We start from the raw sequence: 13,895 nt of genomic DNA, 5'->3' as shown, positions 1-13,895 counted from the left end.
TCCCAGGGCGGGCCGCCGTTACGCCAGGCCGCGGCGGGCCACGGCCGGAGGGCGGTGGCCCGCGATGGTGGCCACCATGTCCAGGATCTGGCGGGTCTCGTCGACCTCGTGCACCCGGTAGACCCTGGCGCCCAGCCAGGCCGAGACGGCGGTGGTCGCCAGCGTGCCCAGCAGCCGCTCCCTGACCGGCTTGTCCAGGGTCTCGCCGACGAAGTCCTTGTTCGACAGCGAGACCAGCACCGGCCAGCCGGTGCCCACCATCTCGCCCAGCCGCCGGGTCGCCTCCAGCGAGTGCCGGGTGTTCTTCCCGAAGTCATGGCCGGGGTCGATCATGATCCCGTCCCGCCGCACCCCCAGCTCCACCGCCCGTTCCGCCAGCCCCAGGGTGACCCGCAGGATGTCGGCCATCACGTCCTCGTAGCTCACCCGGTGCGGGCGGGTCCGCGGCTCGGCGCCGCCCGCGTGCGTGCACACCAGGCCCACCCCGAAGCGCGCCGCGACCTCGGCCAGCTTCGGGTCCACCCCGCCCCACGCGTCGTTGATCAGGTCCGCGCCCGCCTCGCAGACGGCCTCCCCGACCTCGTGCCGCCAGGTGTCGACGCTGATCACCACGTCCGGAAACCGCCGGCGCACCTCGGCGACGAACGCGGCCGTACGACGGATCTCCTCCTCGGCCGACACCTCCTCCCCAGGACCGGCCTTGACCCCACCGATGTCGATGATCGCAGCACCCTCTGACACCGCCCGGTCCACCCGGGCGAGCGCAGCCTCGTCGGTGAAGGTGGCGCCCCGGTCGTAGAAGGAGTCCGGCGTCCGGTTCACGATCGCCATGATCACCGGTTCGTGGTCCCCGAACTCGCGCTTGCCCAACCGCAGCATGCTGTTCACGCCCTCCTCGATCGGCCGCCCCGCGCACGGGAGCTCCACCCGGTGCCGACACTCCTCGATGCGCCCGTCGCGACCCTAACCCGTCGCCCGCCGCACGACCGTCTACAGCGCGGCATGGCACGATCGGGGCGGACACTTGGACACCAAAGGCACCGACGCTTCAGGTATTGAGGCCGGACCCGGGAGAGATCGTCTTGTTCTGGTTCATGCTCATCGCGCTGGTCGCGGTGGTCGGCGCCGTCGCCGTCGCGGTGCTCGGTGACGGGGGCACACTGCGCGACGCCGAGCCGGACCGCCTGTCGGACCCGCTGCCCGGGGACCGGCCGGTCAGCCGCGCCGACATCGACGACCTGCGGCTCGCCGTGACGCCGCGCGGCTACCGGATGGACGCGGTGGACGACGTGCTCGACCGGCTCGCCGCCGAACTCGCCGAACGGGACGCGCGCATCGCCGAGTTGGAGGCCGCTTTGGCGGGCGCCCAGGACGCGGCGCTCGGCGCGCCGTCACTGGTGAAGGAGCACCCGCGGGACGCCGCGGCGAACGGGGAGCAGCCGCATGACTGAGGGCGGGCCGGTCACCGGCGCCGACGGACGGACCCGCTGCCCCTGGGCGCGGGACGCGGACGGCTACGCGGACTACCGGGCGTACCACGACACCGAGTGGGGGCATCCGGTGCACGGCGACGTGGAGCTGTACGAGCGGCTGTCGCTGGAGGCGTTCCAGTCCGGTCTGTCCTGGCTGACGATCCTGCGCCGCCGGGCCGGGTTCCGTGCCGCCTTCGCGGACTTCCGGCCGGAGGCGGTGGCCAGGTTCACCGACGCCGACCGGGAACGGCTGCTCGCCGATCCCGGCATCATCCGCAACCGGGCGAAGATCGACGCGGTCATCGCGAACGCCCGCGCCGTCCTCGACGTCGCCGAGTCCTACGAGGGCGGCCTGGACGCGCTCATCTGGTCCTACGCACCGGGCGATCGTCCGGCGCCGCGGACGATCGCCGATGTTCCGGCCACCACGCCGGAGTCCACCGCCCTTGCCATGGACCTCAAGAAGCGCGGCTTCCGCTTCATCGGTGCCACCACCGCGTACGCCACGATGCAGGCGTGCGGACTGGTCAACGACCATTTGGCGACCTGCGACTTCCGGTAGCGGGGGCTGCGCCCCCGCCCCCGCCGGGGCGCGGCCCGAACGGCTAGCGGCCGATGTACTTCGGCCGCTCCTTGTTCAGGAAGGCCTCCACCGCGATGCGGTGGTCCGCCGAGGTTCCGGCGCGCTCCTGCAGCTCGTCCTCCTTGGCCAGGGTGTCGACCAGGGAGTGCGAGGCCCCGTAGGCGAGCGACTCCTTGATCGCGGCGTAGGCGACCGTCGGCCCCTCGGCCAGCTCGCGGGCCACCGCCAGGGCGGTGGCGGGCAGTTCCTCGGCCGGCACCACCTTCTGCGCGATGCCGAGTTCGAACGCCTCCCGCGCGGTGATCTTGCGCGGGAACATGAGCAGGTCAGCGGCGCGTGCCGGGCCGACCAGGCGCGGCAGCGTCCATGACGCCCCCGAGTCGGCGGTCAGCGCCACCCCGGCGAAGGACGTGTTGAAGCTGGCGGAGTCCGCCACCACCCGGTAGTCGGCGGCGAAGGCGAACCCCGCGCCCGCGCCCGCCGCGACCCCGTTCACCCCGGCCACCACCGGCTTGGGCATGGTCGCGATGGCCGTGACGATCGGGTTGTAGTGCTCCTGGACGGTGCTCATCGTCTTGCCGCCCGGTGCCGACGGCTGGCGCAGCGTGCCGACGTGCTCCTTGAGGTCCTGGCCGACGCAGAACGCCCGCCCGGTCGCGGTGAGCAGCACCGCCCGTACGGACTGGTCGGCGGCCGCCTCCCGGAGGGTGTCCCGCAGCGCGTCCTTGGTCTCGTTGTCGAGGGCGTTCATCGCTTCGGGCCGGTTCAGGGTGATGGTCGCGAGCCCTTCGGCCACCTCGTAGAGCACGGTGTCGGCCATGGCAGTCAGTCCCCTCCGTCGCGGCTGTGGCGCGGTGTGCGCTGCGGTCAGCATGCCGGAGATCGTCACGGGCCGACATGTGACCTGCGTCAAAGAATCCGTTCGGCCCGTTCGGCCCGTTCGGCCCGAAGCGGAACGAGGGGTGGGAGTATCGCAGCCACCTCGCCGGATTGGGTGGTTTTGCGAGCGGGTGTCGTCGCGTGGCCTGTCCCCGATGTTGGTCATAGGGGACTGGCATGCGGGATAATGGCCTGGAACCAATGTGTTCGAGTCCGGCGGCGCCTGGGCCGCCGGTTGCGAGGAGCTGGTTTCAGGAAGGGGAACGAGCATGGCGGCCATGAAGCCGCGGACGGGTGATGGCCCGCTCGAGGTGACAAAGGAGGGGCGGGGCATCGTCATGCGCGTTCCGCTCGAAGGCGGCGGACGACTCGTCGTCGAGCTGACACCCGATGAGGCCAAGGCCCTGGGCGAGGCCCTGGAGAAGGTAGTCGTCTGAAATACGGCGTCATGAGCCGCGAGCGCGGCTCGGACCTTCGGATTTTCCGGCTCCGGGCTTTTGTGAACACCGGGAGGTGTTCACAAAAGCCCGGAGCCGTCTTCATGTCCCTTTCTTCACCGCGCACAGCAGCCCGTCATCGGTGGGCAGCAGTACCGGTACCAGCGCCGTGCTGTCGCGCACCACGCGCATCACCTCACGCACCCCGTGCACCTCGGTCTCCTGGTGGGCGGCGTCCATGGCCCGGCCCTGGGCGAAGACCCCCTCGAAGCAGACAAGTCCGCCCGGCCGCAGCAGGCGCAACGATTCAGCCAGGTACTGCGGGTACTCCAGCCGGTCGCCGTCGCAGAAGACCAGGTCGTAGCCGCCGTCCGCGAGCCGTGGCAGGACATCCAGGGCGGGGCCGGGTATGAACCGGGCGCGGTTCGCCGCGAAGCCCGCCTCCCGGTAGGCCTCGCGGGCCAGCTGCTGGCGGTCCGGCTCGGTGTCCACCGTGGTCAGCACACCATCCGGGCGCATCCCGTGCAGCAGGTGGATGCCGGACACCCCGACCCCGGTGCCGATCTCCGCGACGACCCGGGCATCCGCGGTCGCCGCCAGCATCCGCAGGGCGGCGCCGGTGCCGGGGGAGACAGAGCGCACGCAAACCTCCCGGGCGCGCTCCCGGGCCCGTAGCAGCGCCTCGTCCTCGGCGACGAAGGCGTCCGCGAACGCCCAGCTCGCCTGCCGGTTGCCGGTAATGGCCCTCTCCTGTCCCCGTTTGTCCCCGCGGTCGTGCGTGAAGTCGCTCGGCGACTGTATCCGCTGCCGACGGGAACCTGCGGAGGGGACCGTGCGTTGACGCTGGTGGGATGGGTACGGGAGAACGCGCAGGGCTTCCGTATTCACCGACGGTTCCAACGGACCAGAGCCGGGACAATGTTGCTTATCCGGAGCTAACGGGCGAGGTGGATATGGTAGGGGCTCTACTGGACACCACCAGAGCCGACAGGGGAGGTGCGGCTGCCGACGGTGACCGGGGAGTGCTCAGGCGTTTCCGTCGGTCGGCCGGGCAGCCGAGATCCGTGAACAACAACGCTGACCGCTCCACCGCCGCCACCGCAGGCTCCGAGACCGCGCCCGTGAACGCCACCGCGACGTTCGCCGCCACGGCCTCCTTCGGGACCGACGGCGAGACGTGGACTCCGCCCTCCTGGGAGGAGATCGTCAGCACGCACAGCGCACGGGTCTACCGCCTCGCCTACCGCCTGACCGGCAACCAGCACGACGCCGAGGACCTCACCCAGGAGGTCTTCGTCCGCGTCTTCCGGTCGCTGTCCACCTACACTCCCGGCACTTTCGAGGGCTGGCTGCACCGCATCACCACCAACCTGTTCCTGGACATGGTGCGGCGCCGTCAGCGGATCCGGTTCGACGCCCTCGGCGAGGACGCGGCGGAGCGGCTGCCCAGCCGTGAGCCGTCGCCCGCACAGCACTTCAACGACACCCACTTCGACGCGGACGTCCAGCAGGCGCTGGACACCCTAGCGCCGGAGTTCCGGGCGGCGGTGGTGCTGTGCGACATCGAGGGCCTGTCGTACGAGGAGATCGCGGCCACCCTCGGGGTCAAGCTGGGTACCGTCCGCAGCCGCATCCACCGCGGCCGCTCCCACCTGCGCAGCGCCCTGCAGCACCGTGCGCCCGCCGCCCGTCCCGGGCGCGCGATGGCCGCGGTGACCGCGGGCGCACAGAGCAGCGAAGGACCGGCGACGCGGGGGAGAGCGTGAGCGGCAAAGGCCCATTCCGAAGTGGTACGAGCGGCGCGGCCCGCTCGACGGCTGAGGAACACCTCGGCGACCGCCTGGCGGCGTTCGTCGACGGCGAGCTGCGCGACGACACGCGCGAGCGCGTGCTGGCCCATCTGGCCACCTGCGAGCAGTGCAAGGCGGAGGCCGACGAGCAGCGGCGGCTGAAGAACGCGGTCGCCGACGCGATGCCCCCCGCGCTGTCCGCCGGGCTGCTGGCCCGGTTGCAGGGGCTGCCCGCCAACGGCCCCGGAGGCGGTGACGGCCCGTACTTCGGCGGCGGCCTGTTCGGGCCGCAGGACGAGTTCGGCCCGGCGGAGCGGCCGGGGGCACGGGACGAGTACCGGCCGTTCGGGCGCCGGGAGGGCGCGGAGACGTATCTGCCGCCGAGCGGGGCCAGCGCGCTGACGCCGTCCAGCGGGCGGCTGGACGGCTTCCGGTTCCGCATCCATGAGGTCAACCGGGCGGCCTCGCGCGGACGGCGGTTCGCCTTCGCGGCGGCCGGGGCTTTCTCGCTGGCGGCGATCGCGCTGGGCGGCGCGCTGCCGCTGGACGCCGCGGTCGAGGGCGGCGGTGCGGCCGACGCGGGCGGAGGCTCCGCGGTCACTCCGCTCGGCGGGGGCAACGGCGCGCTGCTGGCGGGCCGGGAGCGGCCGGGCGGGCTGCTCAGCGGGTCCGCGGCGCACGCCAGGCCCCTGTCGGTCTCCGCGCCGATGCTGCTGCCGCAGGGTGGCCGCGAGCCGGTGTCGCTCGCCTCCACCACCCCGGAGGCGGTGCCGCAGCCGCCCATGCCGCTGACCGCCCGGTCGGTGGCGCCGTCCCCGCTGCCGCTGCTGGGCAGCGGCCCCGCGCGCTGATGCGCCTTCGTATGCCTGATTGAATTCCGGCTGCGTAGCCTGCCGCGTTGCGCCCTCGGGGGTACGGGTGTGGGCTGAGAGGTGGGAGAGGCTGCTGAGCCCTCCCGTGCCCGGGGGGACCGCGGAAAACAGGGGAGAACATGGACGAGGGGAAGGCCGCCCGGCCGCACTGGTGGAGTCGCCCGCAGGAGGCGCCGCGGTCCCAGGACCCCACGGCGCCGTCCGACCCCGAGGCGCCCGCCGGGGTCCCCCAGATGGCCCAACCCGCTCCCGCCCAGCCCGCGCCGACGGACGGTGACGACGCGGTTCCGGACTCCGGGGACCGCCCCGACGGTACGCCGCCCACGCCCGCCGACGCCGCGCGCGGCGGCGCGCAACGGCCGTCGCTGTCGAAGGAGGCCGCGCCGGAACCCTCCGAGGCCGCCGAACCGTCCGACCGGCCCGCCATCCCGCCCGCTCCCGCCGTGCCCCCCTCCGAGCCCGTGCCCGCAAACCCCTACGCCGCGCCGGTGGCGGGCGCCGGCCACCCGGCGGACGCCGCCGCGCCGCGGCACCCCGCGGACCCCTACGCCACCCCGCCGTACGGCCGCCCCGGCCCCTGGGCGCCCGCGCCGCCGGTGCAGCGCCCCACGGCGCCGCCCGCGTATCCCGCCGCGCCCCCGGCGGCCCCGCCGCCGGGCGACTGGCACCGGTACGACCCCTGGGCGCCGCCCGCGCAGCCCACGCCGACGCCCAAGCGGCGCGGGCTGGTGGTCGCGGTCGCGGCGGCCGCGATCATGGCGGGGCTCATCGGCGGGGTCGCCGGTGCGTACGTCCAGCGGCAGGAAGCCGGCCCGGGGATCACCCTGCCGCAGGCGCCCGCCGACCACGGCGGGCGCGCGCCGGGAACCGTCGCCGGGATCGCCGCCCGCACACTGCCGGGCGTGGTCTACATCCACGTCAAGGGCAACGGCGAGGAGGGCACCGGCACCGGGTTCGTCCTGGACACCCAGGGCCACATCCTCACCAACAACCATGTGGTGGCCCCGGCCTCCTCCAGCGGCGACATCTCGGTCACGTTCAGCGGCGGCGCCACCCACAAGGCGACCATCGTCGGCCGGGACACCGGTGACGACCTGGCGGTCATCAAGGTCGGCGGGGTGTCCGGCCTCAAGCCGCTGCCGCTCGGCAACTCCGAGTCGGTGCGGGTCGGCGACCCGGTGGTCGCCATCGGCGCCCCCTACGACCTTGAGGGCACCGTCACCTCGGGCATCATCAGCGCCAAGGACCGGCCGATCACCGCGTCCGGCGGCGCGGGCGGCGCCGGTGAGGTCAGCTACGTCAACGCGTTGCAGACTGACGCGCCGATCAACCCGGGCAACTCCGGGGGCCCGCTGATGAACGCCCAGGCCCAGGTCATCGGTATCAACAGCGCGATCCGCGCGGCGGACAACGGCTCACCGGACGGTGCCGGAAGCCAGGGCGGCAGCATAGGGCTCGGCTTCGCGATCCCGATCAACCAGGCGAAGCGGGTCGCCGAGGAGCTGATCAACACCGGCAAGGCCGTCCATCCGGTGATCGGTGTCACCGTCGACATGCGCTACGTCGGCGACGGCGCCCGGATCGCCGACCAGGGCCCGAACGGCGCGCCCGCCGTCACCCCGGGCGGCCCCGGCGCCAACGCCGGGCTCAAGCCGGGCGACATCATCACCCAGGTGGACGGCGAACCGGTGCACACCGGCGCCGAGTTGATAGTGCGCACCCGCAGTCACACGCCCGGCGACCACATCAAGCTGACGGTCAGGAGCGGTGACGCGGCGCCCCGCCCGGTCGACCTGGTGCTGGGCGGCTCGACCACCGGATGACCCGCGGCGCGGCGCGACCCGTTGTCCCACCGACGCACCCGACGTTCACCGGGCACCCTCCCGAGCCGCCCCGACGGACGGGTACCGTTGGTGTCCAAAGACGTCCCAAGGAGCCGCAACGGTGTTCTTCAACATAAGTCCGTTGGATTTTGTTGCCATCATGCTCCTCGCTGTGATCATTTTCGGGCCGGACAAACTCCCCAAACTGATCCAGGACGCCAGCCGGATGATCCGCAAGCTCCGTGAGTTCTCCGACAGCGCCAAGGAGGACATCCGCAAGGAGCTGGGTCCGGAGTTCAAGGACTTCGAGTTCGAGGACCTCAACCCCAAGACGTTCGTCCGCAAGAACCTCATGGACAACGACAGCCTGGGGCTGAAGGAGATCCGCAACAGCTTCGACCTCAAGGACGAGATGGCGACCGTCAAGGACGCCGTCCAGGAGGGACGCCACACGGTTCGCACCGCCGGCGACCCCGCGAGCGCTCCCGGGATGAACGGCACCGACCGCCTCCACAAGAGCGAACCGCTGCGGCCCGGCGAGCACCCGCCGTTCGACGCGGACGCCACCTGAGTCGACCACCTGCCCGGATCGCCACCTAAGAGTGGCTATTCTCACTTAGGTTGTCCATTACTTTTGTATTCGTTTTGGATTCGCCCGAGGGGTGGGGCGCATCGGCTGGCGCACCCCGCGCCGGCCGATGAGACGTGCGGGCAGTGGAGGAGGCGCCGCGGTGGAGACCACGAGTCGTGCGGGGGCTACGGCAGCAAGTGGTGAACGGGACCCGGGGGTGGACGGCAGGGCGCCGGAAGGCGGCCGTCCGGTGGACGGCTATCTGCTGGCGTCCTTTCCCTGGTACGGGCTGGACCAGGCGTTCGCCGGACCGCGCTGGCTCATGCAGGTGGGGACCAGCGCGGACGGCACGGTGGAGCACGGCGCCCTCGGCCACGGCGACATGCCGACGCTGAAGTCCTCGCTGCCGATGGCGGACCCGGCGCCGGACGCCCAGCGGTTCGCCGTCGTGGTCACCCTGGCGCACCGTCCGCTGCGGCGCAGCGCGGACGGCACCGGCGTGCTGGAGGCCACCTCGGTGAACTCGGCGGCCTGGCTGGCCGGTTCCGGGCTGCTGTCGTACACCTGGCCGCACCGGATGGAGCGGTCGCTGCGGCAGGACTGGCTGGAGCAGCAGACGGCGATCGCCTGGGAACTGGCGGACGACCTGGCCGGCTCCGCCTGGTCCACGCTGACGCTGCCGGTGGACGGCGTGCCGACGCCGTTCCACTACCGCGAGTCGGAGTACGGCTGGGTGCTGGCCGGTTCGGCCTCGACGGCGCACATCGGCGCGTACGGGCGCGGTATGAGCGCCTACGGCCTGGCGTTCGCCGTGGTGCCGGACATCACCGCCTACGAGGGGTAGCCCACGCCGGCGGTGACGCCCGGCCGAGGGGTCAGAACTTGTTGCGCGGCGTGATGCCCAGGGACATCCCAGCCAGGCCGCGCTGGCGGCCACCGAGCTTGCCCGCGATGGTGCGCAGCGCGGACCCGGCCGGGGACTCCGCGTCGGTGAGCACCACCGGGCGGCCGTCGTCGCCGCCCTCGCGCAGCCGTACGTCGATCGGGATCGAGCCGAGCACCGGCACGTTGGTGCCGGTGACCTTGGTCAGGCCCTCGGCGACCCGCTGGCCGCCGCCGGTGCCGAAGACGTCGACGAGCTCGCCGCAGTGCGGGCACGGCATGCCGGACATGTTCTCGATCACGCCGACGATCTTCTGGTGGGTCTGCACCGCGATGGTGCCCGCCCGCTCGGCCACCTCGGCGGCGGCCTGCTGCGGCGTCGTCACCACCAGGATCTCGGCGTTCGGGATCAACTGCGCGACGGAGATGGCGATGTCACCGGTGCCGGGCGGCAGGTCGAGCAGCAGCACGTCCAGGTCGCCCCAGTAGACGTCGGCCAGGAACTGCTGGAGCGCGCGGTGCAGCATCGGGCCGCGCCAGACCACCGGCGTGTTGCCGGGGGTGAACATGCCGATCGAGATGACCTTCACGCCGTTCGCCGACGGCGGCATGATCATGTTCTCCACCTGGGTCGGCCGGCCGTCCGCGCCGAGCATGCGCGGCACCGAGTGGCCGTAGATGTCGGCGTCGACCACACCCACCTTCAGGCCGTCGGCAGCCATCGCGGCGGCCAGGTTGACGGTCACCGAGGACTTGCCGACACCGCCCTTGCCGGAGGCGACCGCGTAGACCCGGGTCAGCGAGCCCGGACGGGCGAACGGGATCTCCCGCTCGGCCTGTCCGCCGCGCAGCGACGCCGCCAGCTCACGGCGCTGCTCGTCGCTCATCACGTCCAGCTCGACCTCGACACCGGTGACGCCCGGCACCTTGGAGACCGCGTCGGTGACCAGGCTGGTGATCTTGTCCCGCAGCGGGCAGCCGGAGACGGTCAGGAAGACGCCGACCCGCACCAGACCGCCCTCGGCGATGTCCACGGATTTGACCATGCCGAGATCGGTGATGGGCTTGTTGATCTCGGGATCGTTCACCGTCGCCAGCGCGGCGCGCACCGCGTCCGTGCCGGGAAGGGTGCCGTACGTGTCGGTAGCCATACGACTGATGGTACGGCGACCCCGTGACACTACGGGCGGGGTGCCCCGTCGGCTTTGTCACTCCGTTCGGTCTCGGGCTGCCTGCGTTCCTCCAGCTCCTTGAGCATGTCCTGGAGCTCGGAGCGGATCCAGTCGCGGGTTGCGACCTCGCCCATGTTCATGCGCAGCGCCGCGATCTCCCGGCTCAGGTACTCGGTGTCGGCGATGCTGCGCTCGTTGCGCCGGCGGTCCTGCTCCAGGTTGACCCGGTCCCGGTCGTCCTGCCGGTTCTGCGCCAGCAGGATCAGCGGGGCCGCGTAGGCGGCCTGCAGCGACAGCGCCAGGTTCATGAAGATGAACGGATAGCTGTCGAACCGCAGGCCGTTGGGCGCCGAGGTGTTCCACACCACCCACAGGAACAGCAGCACGCTCATCCAGATCAGGAACCGCCCGGTCCCCAGGAAGCGCGCGACGCGTTCCGACATCCGCCCGAAGGTCTCCGGGTCGTACGACGGCAGCACGCTGATCCGCACCTCACGCGGTACGTCCAGCCGGACCCTGGAGCGGGCCGGTCCTGAGGCCTTGGTCCGTTCCATGGTCATGCGCGACCTCCTCCGTCTTCGCTCGCGTGCGTCAGCTCGTGCGGCATCTTGGCGACCGCCACCTCACGCCAGTCGTCGGGCAGCAGATGGTCCAGTACGTCGTCCACCGTGACCGCGCCCAGCAGCGAACCGCTCTCGTCCACCACCGGCGCGGCCAGCATGTTGTACGTCGCGAGATAGCTCGTCACCCCGGGCAGCGGGGTGTCCGGCGGCAGCGGGCGCAGATCGGTGTCCACGACCGAGCCGACGAGGGTGAACGGCGGCTCGCGCAGCAGCCGTTGGAAGTGCACCACGCCCAGGTACTTGCCGGTCGGTGTGTCGTCCGGTGGACGGCACACGTACACCTGCGCGGCCAGCGCGGGGGTCAGGTCCTTGTTGCGGACCCGGGCCAGTGCGTCGGCGACCGAGGCGTCCGGGCGCAGCACGATCGGCTCGGTGGTCATCAGACCGCCCGCGGTGCGCTCCTCGTACGACAGCAGCCGCCGCATGTCGGCCGCGTCCTGCGGCTGCATCAAAGTCAGCAGCCGCTCCTGGTCGGCCTCCGGCAGCTCGGACAGCAGGTCGGCGGCGTCGTCCGGGTCCATCGCCTCCAGCACGTCGGCGGCGCGCTCCTCGGCCAGCTTGCCCAGGATCTCCACCTGGTCGTCGTCCGGCAGCTCGCCCAGTACGTCGGCGAGCCGGTCGTCGTCGAGCGCGGCGGCCACCTCGGAGCGCCGCTTGGGCGACAGGTGGTGCAGCACGTTGGCCAGGTCGGCCGGGCGCAGCTGCTCGAAGGTGGCGAGCAGATTGGCGGCGCCCTGCCCCTGTTCCTCGACGGAGAAACCGGTGACCGCCGACCACTCGACGGTCCGCGCCTCCCCCCGCCGCCGCAGCGCGCCGCCCTTGCCCAGGCGGATGAAGACCTTGTCGATCTCCCAGTCGCGGCGGGCCGGGAGCTGGGTCATCGCCACGTCGAGGACGGTCACCTCCTCGTTGGTCTCCACCAGTCGCACCCGTCGGTCCAGCAGCTCGCCCAGGACAAGCGTCTCCGCGGCGCGCTGCTCGAAACGTCGCATGTTCAGTACGCCGGTGGTGATGACCTGGCCGGACTCCAGGCTGGTGACCCGGGTCATGGGCAGGAAGATCCGGCGTCGGCTGACCACTTCCACGACCAGCCCGAGCACCCGGGGCGGCCGTCCGCCGACCCGGAGCATCACGATGACGTCCCGGACCCGACCGACCTGATCGCCGTTGGGGTCGAAGACGGCGACACCCGACAGGTGAGAGATGAATACCCGCGGGGCTCCTGCGACCATGCCGAGCCTCCGTTACGTGTCACTGCCAGAAGGAAGGATCAAATGACCAGAGGTAAGGGTAACGGCCTGAGCAGGCGGCTCGGCCTCGGCGCGTAGGCCTCGGTAGTGCTCGGTTGCCGGTGGTGGGGGTGGCGGGTGAGTTCGGGCAGTGGAGCGCAGGGCCCTCCGTTGAGGTGGTGGGGGGCGACGGGTGGGCGGTAGCGTTCGCTACTCGTCGCTATAGGAGGTGTGCGTTAAGTGACTGCCGCCCGGCGGACGGCCCTGGTTGCGCTGGCCGGCCTGCTGCTTGTGGGGTGCGGTGACGCCGACCAGGGGACCAACGGCGTCGGCAGCCTGGCACCCGACGCCATAGTCTCCGAGGCCCGCGGCGCCGCCGAGCGGGCCGACACCGTGCGGCTGTCCGGCTCGGTCAGCAGCGGCGGCCAGACCTACCGGCTGGACATGCGGCTGGCCCCGGACGCCGGATCCGGCCGGGTCAGCACCGACCGCGACACCTATGAGCTGCTGAGGATCGGCACCGACCTCTACCTGAAGGACTCCCGGCTGACCGGCAGGCTGGGCGGCAAGTACATGAAGGTGCCCACCCGCGATCCCGCCTACCGGCGGTTGTCCGGCCTCACGGACAAGCGGCAACTGCTGGACGGCCTGTTCTCGCTCGGCCCCAACCCGGCCCGCGGCGGCCACCGCTCGGTCGGTGGCACCCCCACCGTCGCCGTGAGCGCGCCCAGCGGCACCCTGGACGTCGCGCTCAGGGGCCGCCCCTACCCGCTGCGCTACGAGCGCTCCGGCGGCTCCGGGTCGCTGCAACTCACCGGCTGGGGCGAGGAGTTCACCGTGCGGGCACCGGACAGCGGCCGGGTGCTGGACTACGGGAAGGTCAGCGGTTCCTGACCGCCCGCTTGGCGCCGCGCCTGCCGAACAGCAGCCGGGGCAGTGCGGCCGGGACCGGTCGGCGGGTGGTCGCCGGGGTGGGTACGGGGGCGGCGGCGCCGCTGTCGTCCGGCATGGCGCCGGGCCGTTCGCTGGGCGAGCCGTACGGCTCCAGCCGCAGCACCCGGCACTCGCGGGCCCAGCGCTCCGCCATGGTGTCGGCGTCCGGCGCGTTGAGCCGCTTGCCCTTGAGTTCCTCGACGGCCGACTCCCAGGGCTCGCTGTGCGGTGCCAGCTCGCTGACCCGGGCCTCGAAGGCGACGAGTCGGCCGCCCTTGTCCTTGCTGCGGACGGTCACGGTGGCCGTACCGCCGTCCACGAGCCCCGGCAGCGGCTGTTCGTCCGGGCCGCCGCCGACCACGCACACGGCGCCGTCGTGCCAGAGGTGCCACAGCGCCAGGGTGCCTTCGGTGCCGCGCACCCAGAGCAGCCCGGACTTCTTGGCGGCCTCCTCGATCAGCGCCCGGTCCAGCAGGTGCTCGTCCGGCTGTCCGGCCTGTCCCGTCTGCGTCATGCCAGAAGTATGCCTGGCGGCCTCGGGGTGCCGCCCGCGCGGCTGTTGACCAGCGGATCTCACGCAGGCGGCCTAACCTGGAACGGCTCCGCGCGCCAAACGCCTCGCGAGCCCC

At 72.2% G+C, this 13,895-nt stretch carries 16 protein-coding genes; 9 read left to right on the top strand and 7 right to left on the bottom strand.

Features of this window, described 5'->3' with window-relative positions:
- Nucleotides 1–18: 18 nt before the first annotated feature.
- On the bottom strand, nucleotides 19–879 hold the full coding sequence (folP, locus tag O5O46_RS01895; RefSeq protein ID WP_269853890.1) for a dihydropteroate synthase: 861 nt from the start codon (nucleotides 877–879) through the stop codon (nucleotides 19–21).
- A 203-nt stretch (nucleotides 880–1,082) separates the two neighbouring features.
- Here folP and O5O46_RS01890 point away from each other — a divergent pair, with 203 nt between their 5' ends.
- Nucleotides 1,083–1,451, top strand: coding sequence for a DivIVA domain-containing protein (locus O5O46_RS01890; protein ID WP_269853403.1), 369 nt, complete (start codon nucleotides 1,083–1,085; stop codon nucleotides 1,449–1,451).
- On the top strand, nucleotides 1,444–2,034 hold the full coding sequence (locus O5O46_RS01885) for a DNA-3-methyladenine glycosylase I (RefSeq protein ID WP_269853402.1): 591 nt from the start codon (nucleotides 1,444–1,446) through the stop codon (nucleotides 2,032–2,034). Before O5O46_RS01890 ends, O5O46_RS01885 begins: the two co-directional genes overlap by 8 nt.
- A 43-nt stretch (nucleotides 2,035–2,077) precedes the next feature.
- Here the strand turns inward: O5O46_RS01885 and O5O46_RS01880 are convergent, their stop codons facing one another.
- Nucleotides 2,078–2,875 carry an enoyl-CoA hydratase/isomerase family protein gene (locus O5O46_RS01880; protein WP_269853401.1) on the bottom strand — a complete coding sequence of 266 codons (798 nt, stop codon included), beginning with the start codon at nucleotides 2,873–2,875 and terminating at the stop codon, nucleotides 2,078–2,080.
- Nucleotides 2,876–3,203: 328 nt separating this feature from the next.
- On the opposite strand from O5O46_RS01880, the gene O5O46_RS01875 reads away from it, so the two are divergent.
- A complete protein-coding gene (locus O5O46_RS01875; RefSeq protein WP_126915881.1) occupies nucleotides 3,204–3,371 on the top strand; it encodes a DUF3117 domain-containing protein in 168 nt (55 codons plus the stop codon).
- A 102-nt stretch (nucleotides 3,372–3,473) separates the two neighbouring features.
- Here O5O46_RS01875 and O5O46_RS01870 read toward each other — a convergent pair whose 3' ends face one another.
- Nucleotides 3,474–4,013, bottom strand: a complete 540-nt coding sequence (locus O5O46_RS01870; RefSeq protein WP_269853400.1) for an O-methyltransferase — start codon at nucleotides 4,011–4,013, stop codon at nucleotides 3,474–3,476.
- A 311-nt stretch (nucleotides 4,014–4,324) separates the two neighbouring features.
- Between O5O46_RS01870 and sigE the strand changes: the two genes are divergently transcribed.
- The 5 genes from sigE to O5O46_RS01845 all read left to right on the top strand — a co-directional run bounded on the left by sigE (nucleotide 4,325) and on the right by O5O46_RS01845 (nucleotide 9,271).
- Nucleotides 4,325–5,137, top strand: coding sequence for an RNA polymerase sigma factor SigE (gene sigE, locus O5O46_RS01865; protein WP_269853399.1), 813 nt, complete (start codon nucleotides 4,325–4,327; stop codon nucleotides 5,135–5,137).
- Nucleotides 5,134–6,012, top strand: coding sequence for an anti-sigma factor family protein (locus O5O46_RS01860; protein WP_269853398.1), 879 nt, complete (start codon nucleotides 5,134–5,136; stop codon nucleotides 6,010–6,012). Before sigE ends, O5O46_RS01860 begins: the two co-directional genes overlap by 4 nt.
- 140 nt (nucleotides 6,013–6,152) lie before the next feature.
- A complete protein-coding gene (locus O5O46_RS01855) occupies nucleotides 6,153–7,856 on the top strand; it encodes a trypsin-like peptidase domain-containing protein (RefSeq protein WP_269853397.1) in 1,704 nt (567 codons plus the stop codon).
- A gap of 121 nt (nucleotides 7,857–7,977) precedes the next feature.
- Nucleotides 7,978–8,427: a sec-independent translocase gene (locus O5O46_RS01850; protein WP_269853396.1), complete on the top strand. Its 450-nt coding sequence runs from the start codon at nucleotides 7,978–7,980 to the stop codon at nucleotides 8,425–8,427.
- A gap of 160 nt (nucleotides 8,428–8,587) precedes the next feature.
- Nucleotides 8,588–9,271: a hypothetical protein gene (locus O5O46_RS01845; RefSeq protein WP_443072349.1), complete on the top strand. Its 684-nt coding sequence runs from the start codon at nucleotides 8,588–8,590 to the stop codon at nucleotides 9,269–9,271.
- 31 nt (nucleotides 9,272–9,302) lie between these two features.
- On the opposite strand, the gene O5O46_RS01840 is transcribed toward O5O46_RS01845, so the two are convergent.
- The 3 genes from O5O46_RS01840 to O5O46_RS01830 are packed head-to-tail and all read right to left on the bottom strand — an operon-like array spanning nucleotide 9,303 to nucleotide 12,336.
- Nucleotides 9,303–10,460, bottom strand: a complete 1,158-nt coding sequence (locus tag O5O46_RS01840) for an Mrp/NBP35 family ATP-binding protein (protein ID WP_269853395.1) — start codon at nucleotides 10,458–10,460, stop codon at nucleotides 9,303–9,305.
- 29 nt (nucleotides 10,461–10,489) lie between these two features.
- Nucleotides 10,490–11,041, bottom strand: coding sequence for a DUF1003 domain-containing protein (locus O5O46_RS01835; RefSeq protein ID WP_269853394.1), 552 nt, complete (start codon nucleotides 11,039–11,041; stop codon nucleotides 10,490–10,492).
- Nucleotides 11,038–12,336 carry a magnesium transporter MgtE N-terminal domain-containing protein gene (locus tag O5O46_RS01830; RefSeq protein ID WP_269853393.1) on the bottom strand — a complete coding sequence of 433 codons (1,299 nt, stop codon included), beginning with the start codon at nucleotides 12,334–12,336 and terminating at the stop codon, nucleotides 11,038–11,040. Before O5O46_RS01830 ends, O5O46_RS01835 begins: the two co-directional genes overlap by 4 nt.
- Nucleotides 12,337–12,573: 237 nt before the next feature.
- Here O5O46_RS01830 and O5O46_RS01825 point away from each other — a divergent pair, with 237 nt between their 5' ends.
- Nucleotides 12,574–13,227, top strand: coding sequence for a hypothetical protein (locus O5O46_RS01825; protein ID WP_269853392.1), 654 nt, complete (start codon nucleotides 12,574–12,576; stop codon nucleotides 13,225–13,227).
- Here the strand turns inward: O5O46_RS01825 and O5O46_RS01820 are convergent.
- Nucleotides 13,214–13,780 (bottom strand): hypothetical protein, encoded by a 567-nt coding sequence (locus O5O46_RS01820; RefSeq protein ID WP_269853391.1) that lies wholly within the window; start codon nucleotides 13,778–13,780, stop codon nucleotides 13,214–13,216. The genes O5O46_RS01825 and O5O46_RS01820 overlap by 14 nt on opposite strands.
- Nucleotides 13,781–13,895 lie beyond the last annotated feature (115 nt).

The sequence above is a fragment of the Streptomyces sp. RPT161 genome, assembly GCF_027533845.1.
Classification (GTDB): Bacteria; Actinomycetota; Actinomycetes; order Streptomycetales; family Streptomycetaceae; genus Streptantibioticus_A; species Streptantibioticus_A silvisoli_A.
The sequence above is the reverse complement of the archived record's forward strand: the minus strand, read 5'-3'. Positions and strand labels throughout refer to the sequence as shown.